The 13,733-nt window shown below is 71.7% G+C and carries 12 protein-coding genes; 7 read left to right on the forward strand and 5 right to left on the reverse strand.

Annotation, left to right across the window (positions count from 1 at the left end; translation table 11 throughout):
• The first annotated feature begins 7 nt into the window (after positions 1 to 7).
• The 3 genes from ACZ6C6_RS01370 to ybaK are packed head-to-tail and all read left to right on the forward strand — an operon-like array spanning position 8 to position 2,302.
• On the forward strand, positions 8 to 1,048 hold the full coding sequence (locus ACZ6C6_RS01370) for a hypothetical protein (RefSeq protein ID WP_469197914.1): 1,041 nt from the start codon (positions 8 to 10) through the stop codon (positions 1,046 to 1,048).
• 5 nt (positions 1,049 to 1,053) lie between these two features.
• A complete protein-coding gene (locus tag ACZ6C6_RS01375) occupies positions 1,054 to 1,797 on the forward strand; it encodes an LON peptidase substrate-binding domain-containing protein (protein ID WP_469197916.1) in 744 nt (247 codons plus the stop codon).
• 4 nt (positions 1,798 to 1,801) lie between these two features.
• Positions 1,802 to 2,302 carry a Cys-tRNA(Pro) deacylase gene (gene ybaK, locus ACZ6C6_RS01380; RefSeq protein ID WP_469197918.1) on the forward strand — a complete coding sequence of 167 codons (501 nt, stop codon included), beginning with the start codon at positions 1,802 to 1,804 and terminating at the stop codon, positions 2,300 to 2,302.
• Between the two features lie 160 nt (positions 2,303 to 2,462).
• Here the strand turns inward: ybaK and ACZ6C6_RS01385 are convergent, their stop codons facing one another.
• From ACZ6C6_RS01385 to ACZ6C6_RS01400, 4 genes are all read right to left on the reverse strand, one after another.
• Positions 2,463 to 3,197, reverse strand: a complete 735-nt coding sequence (locus ACZ6C6_RS01385) for an ABC transporter permease (protein ID WP_469197920.1) — start codon at positions 3,195 to 3,197, stop codon at positions 2,463 to 2,465.
• Positions 3,198 to 3,231: 34 nt separating this feature from the next.
• A complete protein-coding gene (locus ACZ6C6_RS01390; protein ID WP_469197922.1) occupies positions 3,232 to 4,017 on the reverse strand; it encodes an ABC transporter permease in 786 nt (261 codons plus the stop codon).
• Positions 4,014 to 4,988, reverse strand: a complete 975-nt coding sequence (locus ACZ6C6_RS01395; protein ID WP_469199267.1) for an ABC transporter ATP-binding protein — start codon at positions 4,986 to 4,988, stop codon at positions 4,014 to 4,016. The genes ACZ6C6_RS01390 and ACZ6C6_RS01395 overlap by 4 nt, the downstream gene beginning before the upstream one ends.
• A 154-nt stretch (positions 4,989 to 5,142) precedes the next feature.
• Positions 5,143 to 6,456 carry an NYN domain-containing protein gene (locus ACZ6C6_RS01400; RefSeq protein ID WP_469197924.1) on the reverse strand — a complete coding sequence of 438 codons (1,314 nt, stop codon included), beginning with the start codon at positions 6,454 to 6,456 and terminating at the stop codon, positions 5,143 to 5,145.
• Positions 6,457 to 6,678: 222 nt separating this feature from the next.
• Here ACZ6C6_RS01400 and ACZ6C6_RS01405 point away from each other — a divergent pair, with 222 nt between their 5' ends.
• Positions 6,679 to 6,858, forward strand: coding sequence for a hypothetical protein (locus ACZ6C6_RS01405; RefSeq protein WP_365685118.1), 180 nt, complete (start codon positions 6,679 to 6,681; stop codon positions 6,856 to 6,858).
• A gap of 81 nt (positions 6,859 to 6,939) precedes the next feature.
• On the opposite strand, the gene dnaE is transcribed toward ACZ6C6_RS01405, so the two are convergent.
• Positions 6,940 to 10,476 (reverse strand): DNA polymerase III subunit alpha, encoded by a 3,537-nt coding sequence (gene dnaE, locus ACZ6C6_RS01410; RefSeq protein WP_469197926.1) that lies wholly within the window; start codon positions 10,474 to 10,476, stop codon positions 6,940 to 6,942.
• Positions 10,477 to 10,677: 201 nt separating this feature from the next.
• Here dnaE and ACZ6C6_RS01415 point away from each other — a divergent pair, with 201 nt between their 5' ends.
• The 3 genes from ACZ6C6_RS01415 (at position 10,678) to ACZ6C6_RS01425 (ending at position 13,702) form a co-directional block, all read left to right on the forward strand.
• On the forward strand, positions 10,678 to 12,003 hold the full coding sequence (locus ACZ6C6_RS01415) for a DUF2252 domain-containing protein (protein WP_469197928.1): 1,326 nt from the start codon (positions 10,678 to 10,680) through the stop codon (positions 12,001 to 12,003).
• Between the two features lie 78 nt (positions 12,004 to 12,081).
• The gene (locus ACZ6C6_RS01420) at positions 12,082 to 12,801 is read left to right on the forward strand and encodes a hypothetical protein (RefSeq protein ID WP_469197930.1); all 720 of its coding nucleotides are present in this window, start codon (positions 12,082 to 12,084) and stop codon (positions 12,799 to 12,801) included.
• A gap of 49 nt (positions 12,802 to 12,850) precedes the next feature.
• On the forward strand, positions 12,851 to 13,702 hold the full coding sequence (locus ACZ6C6_RS01425) for a thioredoxin domain-containing protein (RefSeq protein WP_469197932.1): 852 nt from the start codon (positions 12,851 to 12,853) through the stop codon (positions 13,700 to 13,702).
• The last annotated feature ends 31 nt before the right edge of the window (positions 13,703 to 13,733 follow it).

Consider the following 13,733-nt stretch of genomic DNA (forward strand, 5'->3'; position numbering starts at 1 on the left):
CTTTTCAATGGTCTGCACCATGCCTTTCCTTCGCGCTCTGCTCCGAACCGCGCGCGTGATCCGGCACACCCCGGCGCTCTCCACCGGGCTGCCCGCGGACCACGCCGTGCTGCTGGACGCCCCCGACGCACGGCTGTCCCCCGCGCTGGTGGCCGCCGCGTCCGGGGAGTACGAACCGGCCGCGAAGCTCCTGGCGACGACCCGGGACGCGGCCGAGTGGGAGAGCCGGGACCGCTATCTGAGACGGCTCGTCGCGTTCGCCCGCAACCGGGACGGCTGGCTCGCCGACTGGCTGGCCGCCGCGCCGCACGATCCGGACGCGCTGCTCGTCAAGGCGCAGCTCGCGGTCGACCGCGCCTGGGAGTCCCCGGCGCGCGCGGAGCAGCTGCGCGAGGTGGGGCCGCTGATCACGGCGGCCGCGTCAGGCGATCCGCGCGACCCGGTGCCCTGGCGCGTCGCGCTGGACCACGCCCGGGGCACGCAGGCCACGCACACGACGTTCGAGGCGCTGTGGGGGGAGGCCCTTCAGCGCTCCACGCACCATTACGGCTGCCATGTCGCCGCCCTGCAGTACCTCTCGGCCGCCTGGTACGGCTCGCACCGCGAGTGCTTCGACTTCGCGGAGCGGGCCGCCGAGGACTCGGTGCCCAGCTCGCTGGTGCAGGCGCTGCCTCTGCGGGCCGCGTTCGCGATGCTCACCGAGGGCCCCTGGGACACCCGGTCGACCTCGGTGCAGGTGGAACGGATCGACGCGGCGGCGGACCTGGCGATCTCGCTGTCGGCCTCCTTCGCGCCGGGCGACCCGTGGCCGGCCGAGGTCCGCAATCTGCTCGCGTACGTCCTGGTGGTGCGGGGCCGGTGGGCCGAGGCGCTGGAGCAGTTCGGCCGGATCGGCCCGCACGCGTCCTCGTTCCCGTGGGCCTCGGTGTCCGGCGATCCGCTGGGCCGGTTCCTGGAGGCACGGGACGGCGCACGGCTCCGGGTGGCCTCCACGACCCCGCTGTGGCAAGGCTCCGGACGAGGGCGGGCGCGCGGCCATTACGCTTGACCGCTGTGACCACCGCTCGCCTGCCCCTGTTCCCGCTGAACGCGGTGCTGTTCCCGGGCCTCGTGCTGCCCCTCAACGTCTTCGAGGAGCGATATCGCGCCATGATGCGGGAGCTCCTGACCATGGACGAGGACGAACCGCGCCGGTTCGCCGTGGTCGCCATCCGTGACGGCCGGGAGACCGCCGCCACGGGGCTCGGCATGCCGGAGTCGGTCCGCAAGCCCGTCGAACGCGGGCCGGGCGACGGCTTCGGGCCCGACCCCCTCCAGTCGCTGCATCGGGTGGGCTGCGTCGCCGACGCCGCGACGATCCGGGAGCGGGCGGACGGCAGCTTCGAGGTCCTGGCCACCGGCACCACCCGGGTCCGGCTGCTGTCCGTGGACGCGAGCGGCCCCTTCCTCACGGCCGAGCTGGAGGAACTGGAGGAGGACCCGGGCGACGAGGCGGACCCGCTCGCCGAGGGCGTCCTGCGGGCCTTCCGCGGCTACCAGAAGCGGCTGGCGGGTGCGAGCGAGCGCTCCCTCACCACGGGCGCGGATCTGCCGGACGACCCGTCGGTCGTGTCCTACCTGGTCGCCTCCACGGTGGTCCTGGACGTCCCCGCCAAGCAGCGGCTCCTCCAGGCCCCGGACACCGCGACCCGGCTCCGCGAGGAGCTGCGGATCCTGCGCGCGGAGACCGCGGTGATCCGGCACCTGCCGTCGCTCCCCGCGGTGGACCTGACCGTCGCCCCGACGCACCCGAACTGACGCCATGGCCAAGAAGCAGAAGAAGTCCCAGTCCGGCGGCACCCCCGCCACGGTCGCCCTGACGGCGGCGGGCACGGCGTTCACCGTGCACGCGTACGAGCACGACCCGGCTTCCCCCTCGTACGGCGAGGAGGCGGCCCAGGCCCTGGGCGTCTCCCCCGACCGCGTCTTCAAGACCCTGATCGCCGACGTGGACGGCCGGCTGACGGTCGCGGTCGTCCCGGTCGCCGGCAGCCTCGACCTGAAGGCCCTCGCTGCGGCGGCGGGCGGCAAGCGCGCCACGATGGCGGACCCGGCCGCGGCGGAGCGCACCACGGGCTACGTCCGGGGCGGCATCTCCCCCCTGGGCCAGCGCAAACGCCTCCCCACGGTCCTGGATGCCTCGTCCCGCGCCCACCCCACCATCTGCGTCTCGGCGGGCCGCCGGGGCCTTGAGGTGGAGCTGTCCCCGGAGGACCTGGCGGCACTGACGAACGCGATCTTCGCGGACATCGGCCGAGGCTGAGTGCCCCCGACGGACCGGTTCCGTCCTCAAACGCCGGACGGGCTGGATTTGCGCGGCCCCCGCCCCATCCAGCCCCGCCGGCGTTTGAGGCGCGGGGTCCGGGGCGGAGCCCCGGTTTCGGGAAGGGGCGGGTAGGGGAAAGGCCCCGCGCAGCGGCCCCCTACGCCCCGTCGGACGGCGAGGCGGCCCCGGACGCCCCCGCCCCGGAAGACGGCGCCGAAGACGCCCCCGGCCCCCACCCCCCGTAAGACGCCCACTCCCCCTCGAACTCCCGCGGCCCCCAAGCCGCGGTCAACGCCAGATGCACCACCATCGCCGCCAGCCCCCAAGCCAGCAGCACCCCATGCGCATGCATCTCCAGCGGCGCGTCGAACACAACCCCCTTGCCGACCTCCCGCGCATGCGCGACCACGTCGGACGTGGGCCCCAGCCGCGTTCCGAGCTGCCACGCCAGCAGCGACCCGACCACGCTGCCGACCGCGAGGCCCACCGTCAGCCAGATCCCGCCGCGGCGGTGGAACCAGAAGGCGAGCCCCGCCGAGACCGCCCCGAACGCCAGCCCGAGCAGGGCGAACGTGCCGTCGGCCCCGATCGCCTCCTCGCCCTCGCTGTCGTTGAGGAAGACCGCGGTGTTGTCCGAGACGAGCGGCACCCGGGGAGCCAGCCAGAGCCACAGCAGCCCCATCAGGACACCGGCGACGGTCACCGCGGCGGCGACGATCCCGGCCCGCCTCAGGTCCGCCGACGTCTCCTCCCGGTCCACCCCCGGCGAGGGCGCCAGGTGGGAGCCGTACGCGACGGCGGGACCGCCCGGCTCACCCCCCGGACCCGGCTTCCGCCAGTCGTGGTGGTCGTCGGACGAGGGCCGGTTCGGCGGCGTCAGAGGTGCGGTCACCGTGCCATCGTGCCAGGCGTCCCCGAGCCGCGCCTCACCGGACCGCCGCCCTGCGGTACGCCCACGTCGCGACGGCGAGCGAGACGACACCGACGGCGGCGCACACCGCGAGGTCGAGCGCGACGACCGCCCAGTCGGGATGGGTGCCGAAGGACCGGGCCAGCGCCTCCACCCCGTACGTGGACGGCAGCAGATCGCGCGCCCAGTCCACCGGCTCCGGCAGCCGGTCGGCCGGCAGGACGCCGAGCAGGAGGGCGGCGGACATGCCCAGCTGTCCGAGCAGCGTGGCGAGCTCCTGGCGCGGCGCGAGGAGCCCCAGCGCGGCGCCGAGGCCCGAGAGCGCCGCGCCGGAGAGCGGCACGACGGCCACGAGCACCCACAGATGCGCCATCGGCAGCCCGAAGAGCACACTGCCGGTCACCGCCGTGACGACGGTCCCGGGCACGGTGAAGGAGGCGTACGCCCCCGCCGCACCGAGCACGACGGCGGCGGGCGGCACGGGCAGGGTGGCGTAGTGGTCGAGCCCGCCGCCCGCCCGGAGCTGCCCGAAGTACTGGGCGAGGAGGTTGAGGGCGACGAAGGCGACGACGAGCACGCTGGACCCGGCGACGACGGCCCGCGCCTCGGAGCCGCCGTCCACCACCCCGCGCATGAGGATCATGATCCCGACGGACTGGAAGGTCGCCACGAAGAGCAGCGGGATGCGGGCCACCCGGGCCCGGGAGAGCTGGGCGCGGTAGACGGCCGCGAGGGAGGGGAACAGCCGGGCCCGGGGGGCGAGCGTCGCGGCCGCCCCGGCCACCGCGCCGATTCCGCTCATGCCTTCACCAGTCCCTTGGTCGCGCCGCCGCCGAGCGCGAGGTAGACGTCCTCCAGGCTCGGCGTCGCCAGGCTGAAGTCGTCCAGCGCCGCGAAGGCCGCGCCCCCGGTCACCGCGGCGACCGCCGCCCGCGCCTCGTCGGGCGCGAGCCGCAGCGCCCAGCGCCGCCCGGACTCCTGCGCACGCGCGCGCAGGGCCGCGACCTCGGGGATCTCCAGGGGGGCGCGGTCGCGCCACACCAGCTCGACCCGGACCTCCCCGGCGACGCGTTCCTTGAGCCCGGCGGGGGTGTCGCAGGCGATGACCTTGCCTCGTTCGATGACGGCGACCCGGTCGAGGACGGTCTCGGCCTCGATGACGTTGTGGGTGACGAGCAGGACCGTCGCCCCGCGCTCGGCGCGCCGCCGGTCGACGGCGGCCCAGACGGCGCGCCGGGCGACCGGGTCCATGCCGGTCGTGGGCTCGTCGAGGACGAGCACGGGCCGCTCCCCGACGAGCGCGGCGGCGAAGCAGGCAAGGCGCCGCTGGCCGCCGGAGAGCTTCTTCAGCGGCCGGGAGGCGATGTCGGTGAGCCCGAGCTCGTCCAGGACGGCGTCGCGCTCGGCCCGGGCCTCGCGCACCGGGAGTCCGCGCAGCCGCCCGGTGGTCTCGGCGGCGAGGGCGACGGTCAGCTCGTCCAGGGCGGTGGACTCCTGCCCGAGGTAGCCGATCAGCCGGGAGGCCCGCTCGGGGTGGCGCACGAGGTCGTGGCCGAGGACGTCGACGCTGCCGGAGTCGGGCCGCATCAGCCCGGTGAGCTGGCGTACGAGGGTGGACTTGCCGGCCCCGTTGGGGCCGAGCAGTCCGAAGATCTCGCCGCGCCGGACGTCGAGGCTGATGCCGTCGGTGGCGCGTACTTCGGGGGTCGCGGGCGTGCCGCGGCGGCCCCGGGCCGGGGGGTAGGTCTTCACGAGATCGCGCACCGCGCACACGGTTCCGCTCGCCGTCGGCGCCTGTACTGTCCCCGTACTCACGAGGTACGAGGGTACGGGGTCCGGGGACCGGCATTACGCCCGGGGCCGCACCGATCGGACACCGATGCCGCAGACGGCGGCCGGGTTGCGCGGCCTCCGCGGAAATCCGGACTCAGTCCCCGGCGGGCGCGGATTTCCCCACCTTCTCTGCGGCCCGCTCGGCCGCCGGGGCGTGGTCGGCGGCGGCCCGTACGTCGATTTCGCGCCAGAAGCCCGCCCGGATCGCGTACCGGTCGTGCTCGTCGATCTGGTCGTCCTTGTGGGCGAGGAGGCCGAAGCGGGCCGCGTACCGCAGGAGTTCGCCGTCGATGCGGTGCGGGATGCGGGGGTAGAGGGCGGAGAGCTTCTGGAGGTGGCCGGTCTCCGGGAGCCGTTCCATCCAGCGCCGGGCGAAGACCTGCCCCACCTCGAAGGGGTCGCCGCCGACCGTGGTGATGTCCTCCTCCCGGTCGGCCCAGCGCTGTTCGGCGCTGGTCAGCTGGGCGAGTGTCGGCAGGGACGCGGTCTCCGCCGGCTCGCCCAGCGGACCGCCGCGCTCCACCCAGCCCCGGTCCGACGACCAGCGCAGGGTCGCCGCGGGCTGCGGGGCGGGCTGCCGCTCGGCCGGTCCGGCGGGCCCGCGCAGGGTGCCGGCCAGGTCCTTCGGGGTGGGCACGCCCTTGGCGCCGTGGCCGTGCCCGGGCTGGGCGGCGGGGGCCTCACCGGGCCGGGGGGCCGCCTCCTCGTCGTCGCCGGCCGCCTCGGCCCGGGCGGCGGCCCGGGACGCGCGCTCGGCGGAGGCGGCGAGGGCCGATTCGGGCAGCGGGGCGGAGAGGATCGCGGCGATCTCGGGGCGCGTGGCGGGCGGCGGGGCGCAGGCGCCGCCGGTCTCCTTGGCCCGGACGGCCTGGGTGATCCAGGCGCGGTCCAGGACGCGGCGCTCATCCGCCTCGGCGACCAGGTCCTCGGACTGGTTGTAGTCGCCGTCGGCGGCCTGGACGGCCCAGAGGTGGACGGCGACGCCGTGCTCCTTGGCGGACATCAGGCCGGGGAGCAGGTCTCCGTCGCCGGTCACCAGGACCACGTCGGAGCAGGCGCGGTTGCGGGCGAGCTCGGTGAGCTCGGCGTGCATGGCCGCGTCGACGCCCTTCTGCGCCCACCGTCCGTCGCTGCGGGTGAGGGCGCCCAGCCGGACGGTGACCCGGGGCATCACGCGCAGCCTGCGGTGCTCGGGCTGCGGGACGCGGTCGGGGGCGCCGTCGAACCAGTAGATCCGCAGCAGCGGCTGTGCGGTGTCGGCCTCGGCGCGCTCGCGCAGCTGCTGGATGAGGGCCGCGTGGTCGACGGTGATGCGGGACCGGGCGGGCTCTCCTGCCAGCAGACTCGCGGCTGCGCCCAGCAGATAGCCGGCGTCCACCAGGACGACGCAACGGTCCACGCGTTCCACCCTCTTCCAGGCATTCGGGATCGGGTTTTCTCAAGGTTCCTTCGAGTCTGCCCGACCACGCCGGGGTTAACGGCCGGAACTCGATCATCGGCGTGGCGGATCGCCAAAAGCGCGCATCATACCCCGTCACTACGCACGGTAATGATCCGACATGCGATGTTTATCCGATTATGTGAATCTGACGGTGGTCCTGGCCCCGAGAGTCCTTATAGGAGGAACACCATGGCCAAGAACAAGAACCGCAAGCAGGGCAGCCAGCAGGATCGCGCTTCGCAGGCGGAGCGCGCTTCCGAGCAGGCACGCTCGACGGCCGCCGAGGCGCAGAGCTCGATGCAGTCCCAGGCCCAGGGCAGCCCTGCCGATGTTGCGCGCAAGCATCAGCGGCGCTTCGGCCACAACTGACCGGACTCCCGGTAAGGCCGGCACACCGAGAGGGGCGACCCCGCGCAAGCGGAGCCGCCCCTCTCGTACGCGTACCGGAACTCAGCCCGCCAGGCAGGACGGTCCGAGCAGCACCTTCAGGTCGCCGAAGAGCGCCGGGTCCGGCTTCACCCGGTGCCGGTCGAGCCGGAGCACCGTGGTCTTGCGGGGGCCCTGGAGCCGGATGCGTACCTCGGTGTCGCCCCGGTGGCTGTTCAGCACCTCACCGAGCCTGCTGACCATGGGCGGGGTGACCCGGACGGTCGGGATGGTCAGGACGACGGGCGCGTTGGTCCCCGCGTTGGAGATGTCGGGGACCTGCATCTCCATCGCGACCAGGCGCGGCACGTCCTCGCGCTTGTCGAGGCGCCCCTTGACGAAGACGACGGTGTCCTCGACCAGCTGGGTCGAGACCAGCTGGTAGGTGGCGGGGAAGAACATGCACTCGATGGAGCCGGCCAGGTCCTCGACCGTGGCGATGGCCCAGGCGTTGCCCTGCTTGGTCATCTTGCGCTGGAGGCCGGAGATGATGCCGCCGACGGTGACGATCGCGCCGTCGGCGTGCTCGCCGCCGGTGAGCTGCGAGATCGATGCGTCCGACTTGTCGGACAGGACGTGCTCCAGACCGAACAGCGGGTGGTCGGAGACGTAGAGCCCGAGCATCTCGCGCTCCTGGGCCAGCAGATAGGACTTCTCCCACTCGACGTCGGAGAACTCCACGTCGAGCCCGAAGCCCGGCTCGTCGCTGTCCTCCTCGCCGCCGCCGAAGAGGTCGAACTGCCCCTCGGCCTCCTTGCGCTTGACCTGCACCACGTTGTCGATCATGGGCTCGTGGTGGGCGACGAGCCCCTTGCGGGTGTGGCCCATCTCGTCGAAGGCGCCGGCCTTGATGAGCGATTCCACGGTCCGCTTGTTGCAGACGACCGCCTCGACCTTGTCCAGGAAGTCGGGGAAGGTGCTGTACTTCCCCTTCGTTTTGCGGCACCGGATGATCGAGTCCACGACGTTCTGGCCGACGTTGCGGACGGCCGTGAGCCCGAAGAGGATCACGTCGTCGCCCTGGGCCGCGAAGTTGGACTCCGACTCGTTGACGTTCGGCGGGAGCACCTTGATGCCCATGCGCCGGCACTCGTTGAGATAGACCGCGGACTTGTCCTTGTCGTCCTTGACCGAGGTCAGCAGGGCGGCCATGTACTCGGCGGGGTAGTTCGCCTTGAGGTACGCGGTCCAGTAGGTGACCAGCCCGTACGCGGAGGAGTGCGCCTTGTTGAACGCGTACCCGGCGAACGGGACCAGGACGTCCCAGAGCGCCTTGATCGCCGCGTCCGAGAAGCCCTTCTTCTTGGCCCCGGCCTCGAAGAGGACGAAGTTCTTCGCCAGCTCCTCGGGCTTCTTCTTGCCCATCACGCGGCGCAGGATGTCGGCCTCGCCGAGCGAGTAGCCGGCGACGATCTGGGCGGCCTTCTGCACCTGCTCCTGGTACACGATCAGGCCGTAGGTGAGGCCCAGGACCTCCTTGAGCGGCTCCTCCAGCTCAGGGTGGATCGGGGTGATCTCCTGGCGGCCGTTCTTGCGCTCGGCGTAGTTCGTGTGCGAGTTCATGCCCATCGGGCCCGGCCGGTAGAGGGCCGAGACGGCGGAAATGTCCTCGAAGTTGTCGGGCTGCATCTGGCGCAGCAGCGAGCGCATCGGCCCGCCGTCGAACTGGAACACGCCGAGCGTGTCACCGCGGCACAGCAGCTCGTACGTCTTGGGGTCGTCCAGCGGGAGGGCGAGCATCTCCAGGTCGATGCCCTTGTTGGACTTCACCATCTTGATGGCGTCGTCCATGATCGTCAGGTTGCGCAGCCCCAGGAAGTCCATCTTGAGGAGGCCGAGCGACTCGCACTGCGGGTAGTCCCACTGCGTGATCGTGACGCCGTCGGTGTGCCGCACCCAGACCGGGGCGTGGTCCACGATCGGCTCGCTGGACATGATGACGCCGGCGGCGTGCACGCCCATCTGCCGGACCAGGCCCTCGACGCCCTTGGCGGTGTCGATGACCTTCTTGACGTCCGGCTCGTTCTCGTACATCCCCCGGATCTCGCCCGCCTCGCTGTAGCGCGGGTGGCTGGGGTCGGTGATGCCGTTGAGGTCGATGCCCTTGCCCAGGACGTCGGCGGGCATGGCCTTGGTGAGGCGGTCGCCCATGGCGTACGGGTAGCCGAGGACGCGGGCGGAGTCCTTGATCGCGTTCTTGGCCTTGATCTTGCCGTAGGTGCCGATCATGGCGACCTTGTCGGCGCCGTACTTCTCCGTCACGTACCGGATGACCTCGACGCGCCTGCGCTCGTCGAAGTCGATGTCGACGTCGGGCATGGAGACGCGCTCAGGGTTGAGGAACCGCTCGAAGATCAGCCCGTGCTCGATCGGGTCGAGGTCGGTGATCCCCAGGGCGTACGAGACGATCGAGCCGGCCGCGGAGCCTCGGCCGGGGCCCACGGCGATGCCGTTGTTCTTGGCCCACATGATGAAGTCGGCGACGACCAGGAAGTACCCCGGGAACCCCATCTGGATGATGATGTCCATCTCGTACTCGACCTGCTTCTGCCGGTCCTCCGGGATGCCGTTCGGGAAACGGCGGTTCATCCCGGTCCGGACCTCCTCCTGGAACCAGGTGATCTCCGTGTAGCCCTCGGGGATGTCGAACTTCGGCATCAGGTCGCGCTTCTCGAACATCCCGGAGGTGTCGATCTGCTCGGCGACCAGGAGGGTGTTGGCGCACCCCTCCTGCCAGGCGTCGGAGGAGTCGACGCCGTACATCTCGTCCGTGGTCTTGAGGTAGTAGCCGGTGCCGTCGAAGCGGAAGCGGTCCGGGTCGGAGAGGTTCTTGCCGGTCTGGATGCAGAGCAGGGCGTCGTGCGCGGTCGCCTCGGAGGCGTACGTGTAGTGGGAGTCGTTCGTCACGAGCGGCGGGATGGAGAGCTTCTTGCCGATCTCCAGGAGCCCGTCGCGGACCCGGCGCTCGATCTCGATGCCGTGGTCCATCAGCTCCAGGAAGTAGCGCCCCTCGCCGAAGATGTCCTTGTAGTCGGAGGCCGCCTTCAGCGCCTCGTCGAACTGGCCGAGCCGCAGCCGCGTCTGGACCTCGCCGGAGGGGCAGCCGGTGGACGCGATCAGGCCCTCGGACCACTGGGCGATGGTCTCCTTGTCCATACGCGGCCACTTCTGGAGCCAGCCCTCGGCATAGGCGTCCGAGGACAGCTTGAAGAGGTTGTGCAGACCTGTCTTGTTCGCCGCCCAGATGGTCTTGTGGGTGTAACCGCCCGAACCGGAGACGTCGTCGCGCTTCTGGTGCGGCTGGCCCCACTGGATCTTCCGCTTGTGCTTGCGCGACTCGGGCGCGACGTACGCCTCGATGCCGATGATCGGCGTCACGTCCGCCTTCTTCGCCGAGTGGAAGAAGTCGTACGCCCCGTGCAGGTTGCCGTGGTCCGTCATGGCGATATGGGTCATGCCCATGTCGTTGCACGCCTTGAACATGTCCTTGAGCCGCGCGGCACCGTCCAGCAGCGAGTACTGGGTGTGGACGTGAAGGTGCGTGAAGGGCGGCTTGGTCACGGCGCTGTGCCTCCGGGGAAATGTGGATGACGGGACGGGTGACGTCTCGGGATGTCTGGGGGGACAGCGTGGAAGTCTACGTCTCCGAGCGGCGCGGCGACGGGCACTCCGCGATACGGTCGCGCGTTGGAAGGGCGGGACCACCCGTCCCTTTTGTCATGCACGTCATCACCCAGGTCAGGTACCAGGAGGCAGTCACAGATGTCGGACACGCAGACCGGCGCGGAGCGGCGCGGGGAGCAGATTCTCGAGGTCTTCGACACCGCCTTCGGGGAGCTCCTGGCGGCGGATCCGGCCGCCTTCCGGGTCAAGTTCCGCAAGATGGCGGGCTCCGCCTTCGCGTTCTACCGGGGCACGGCCTGCCTGTTCTACAACGACCTGGAGCGCGAGCGGCACGGCGGCCCGTATCTGGACGAGCGCACCGGCCGGGTCTGGATCCACGGCGACCTGCACGCGGAGAACTTCGGCACCTACATGGACGCCAACGGCCGCCTCGTCTTCAACGTGAACGACTTCGACGAGGCGTACGTGGGCCCCTTCACCTGGGACCTCAAGCGCTTCGCCGCCTCCGTCGCCCTGCTGGGATACGCGAAGGCGCTGGGCGACGACCAGATCACCGAGCTGGTCCGGATCTACGCGGCGGCCTACCGCGAGCGCATCCGTGCCCTGGCCACGGGCGCCAAGAACGACGAAGTGCCTCCCTTCACGCTGGACACGGCCGAGGGGCCGCTGCTCGGCGCGCTGCGCACCGCCCGCTCGCTGACCCGGTTCTCGCTGCTGGACTCGATGACCGAGATCCGCGACTTCGAGCGCCGGTTCGCCGAGGGCGGCGGCGCGATCGACCTCGACGCGGCGACGCGGTACAAGGTGCTGGCCGCGTTCGACGGCTATCTGGAGACGCTGCCCGAGTCGAGCCTGACCCGGCCCGACTCGTACCGGGTCAAGGACGTCGTGGGGCGGCGCGGCATCGGCATCGGCTCGGCGGGCCTGCCCTCGTACAACATCCTCCTGGAGGGCAACAGCGACGCCCTGGAGAACGACGTCGTGATCTACCTCAAGCAGGCCCAGACCCCGGCGGTCTCCCGGCACATCACGGACCCGGCCGTGCGCGGCTACTTCCACCACGAGGGCCACCGCACGGTGATCTCGCAGCGCGCCCTCCAGGCCCACGCCGACCCCTGGCTCGGCTGGACCGAGCTCGACGGGGCCGGCCAGCTCGTCGCCGAGGTGTCGCCGTACGCGGTGGACCTGGACTGGTCCGACATCGACGAGCCCGACGAGATCGCCGCGGTCGTCGCCGACCTGGGCCGGGCCACGGCCACGATGCACGCGGCGGCGGACGACGAGAGCGGCCACTCGCTGGTGCCGTTCTCCACGGAGCGGGCGATCGACGCCGCCATCGCGGCCGACGAGGAGGGCTTCGGGGACCTGCTCGTGGACTTCGCCCACAGCTACGGCGCCCGGGCCCGCGCGGACCACCAGATCTTCGTGGACCTCTTCCGCAACGGCCGCATCCCTGGGCTGTAGGGCCTTTCGTTCGGATCATGCCGGCGAAACGGAACCTTTAGGGGTCGCTTACAGGTTCGCATGCGACACTCCTGGGCGATGGACATATCCGGGACGCAGCTCAGAGCGGCACGCGCGGCGCTTTTCACAGCGCTCGTCGTGACGCTCTCCGCCGCGTCCCACGTCCTGCTCTCCCAGGTCGCGCTGCCCCTGGTCCCCGTCGCCGTGCTGGCCGGGGCCGTCTTCGCGGCGGCCTACGCCCTGGCCGGCCGCCAGCGCGGCTTCGGGGCGATCGCCGGGCTGCTGGTCCCCCTGGAGCTGGCCGCCGACACCTTCTTCACCACCGGCCAGCACCTCTGCTACGGGGCGGCGGGCGGCCCGATAGCGGGCCCCCTGCGCTCGGTGGGCGTCGACGTCCTGTGCGGCGGAGGCGACCTCGGCCCCGGCACCGCCCCCCTCGGCGACGTCGGCACCCCGCTCGCCTCGGTGACCGCGGGCGGCCAGGGCGCCGCCGCACTGCTGGCCTCGCCCGGCCCGCTGGTCCCCTGGCTGCTGCTGGCCGCCCATGTCACGGTCGGGCTGCTCGCCGCCGCCTGGCTGCACCGCGGTGAGCTGGCGCTCGCCGGGCTGCTCCGGGCGGGCGCGCTGCTGGCGTTCCGGCCGCTGCTGATCGCGGTCGCCGTGGTGCGCGCGGCGGGCCGCCCGCCGAGGGCCGGGGCCCGCGCCACCGCGTCCGGGCCGCTGCTGCCCGCCCGCGCCCGCTTCCTCGTGCACTCCGTGGGACGGAGGGGTCCGCCGCTGGGGGCCTGTGCCCTCTGAGCACGCGAGCCCCGAACCGTACGACCCACCCCACACGGAGAACACCACCATGAGCAAGCGCAACAGCCAGGCCAACAAGTCCGCCGCCCGTGAGCGGCTGCGCGCGGAGCGCGAGCGCCAGGCGAAGAAGGACAAGGCCCGCCGGCAGGTCATCGTCGCCGGCTCGGCGGTCGGGGTCCTCGTCGTCGTCGCCGGGATCAGCTACGCGGTGATGGAGCTGAACAAGCCGTCCCACTGGGACTCCCTCAAGGACGAGAAGACGGTGGTCGCGCCCAAGAACACCTCGGGCAAGGACGGCACCACCGTCGTCATCGGCAAGGACAGCGCCAAGAAGACCCTGAAGCTGTACGAGGACTCCCGCTGCCCGATCTGCGCCTCGTTCGAGCAGGCCGTCGGCCCGACCGTCACCAAGGACGTCGCGGACGGCAAGTACAAGATCCAGTACATAGGGGCGTCGTTCATCGACGGGGACAGCCTCGGCGGGGACAACCCGTCCGTCGGCACCCGCGGCGAGGGCTCCAAGAACGCCCTGAGCGCGCTGGGCGCCGCGCTGAACGTGAGCACCGACGCGTTCCTGGAGTACAAGAGCGCGCTGTACTCGGCCGAGTTCCACCCGGAGGAGTCCGACGACAAGTTCAAGGACGACAGCTACCTCATCAAGGTGGCCGACTCGGTGAAGGAGCTCAAGGGAAACAAGGAGTTCCAGAAGGCCGTCGAGGACGGCACGTACGACGCCTGGGCCCTGAAGATGTCCAAGAGCTTCGACGAGAACAAGGACGACGTGAGCGGCACTCCGACCCTCGTCATGGACGGCAAGAAGGTCACCGGCAACGACGGCAAGAACGCGCCGATGACGGTGGACGAGTACAACACGGCGATCGCCGCGGCCCTGAAGGGCTGATTCCTGGCTCCCGCAGGAAGGGGGGCGGACC

This window comes from Streptomyces sp. NPDC041814 (assembly GCF_055590565.1).

Bases quoted from the DNA above. Each gene is read 5' to 3' on its own strand.
- ACZ6C6_RS01370 (WP_469197914.1), top strand. From the start codon at position 8: ATGGTCTGCACCATGCCTTTCCTTCGCGCTCTGCTCCGAACCGCGCGC.
- ybaK (WP_469197918.1), top strand. From the start codon at position 1,802: ATGGCCAAGAAGCAGAAGAAGTCCCAGTCCGGCGGCACCCCCGCCACG.
- ACZ6C6_RS01390 (WP_469197922.1), bottom strand. From the start codon at position 4,017: ATGAGCGGAATCGGCGCGGTGGCCGGGGCGGCCGCGACGCTCGCCCCC.
- ACZ6C6_RS01405 (WP_365685118.1), top strand. From the start codon at position 6,679: ATGGCCAAGAACAAGAACCGCAAGCAGGGCAGCCAGCAGGATCGCGCT.
- ACZ6C6_RS01415 (WP_469197928.1), top strand. From the start codon at position 10,678: ATGTCGGACACGCAGACCGGCGCGGAGCGGCGCGGGGAGCAGATTCTC.
- ACZ6C6_RS01420 (WP_469197930.1), top strand. From the start codon at position 12,082: ATGGACATATCCGGGACGCAGCTCAGAGCGGCACGCGCGGCGCTTTTC.
- ACZ6C6_RS01425 (WP_469197932.1), top strand. From the start codon at position 12,851: ATGAGCAAGCGCAACAGCCAGGCCAACAAGTCCGCCGCCCGTGAGCGG.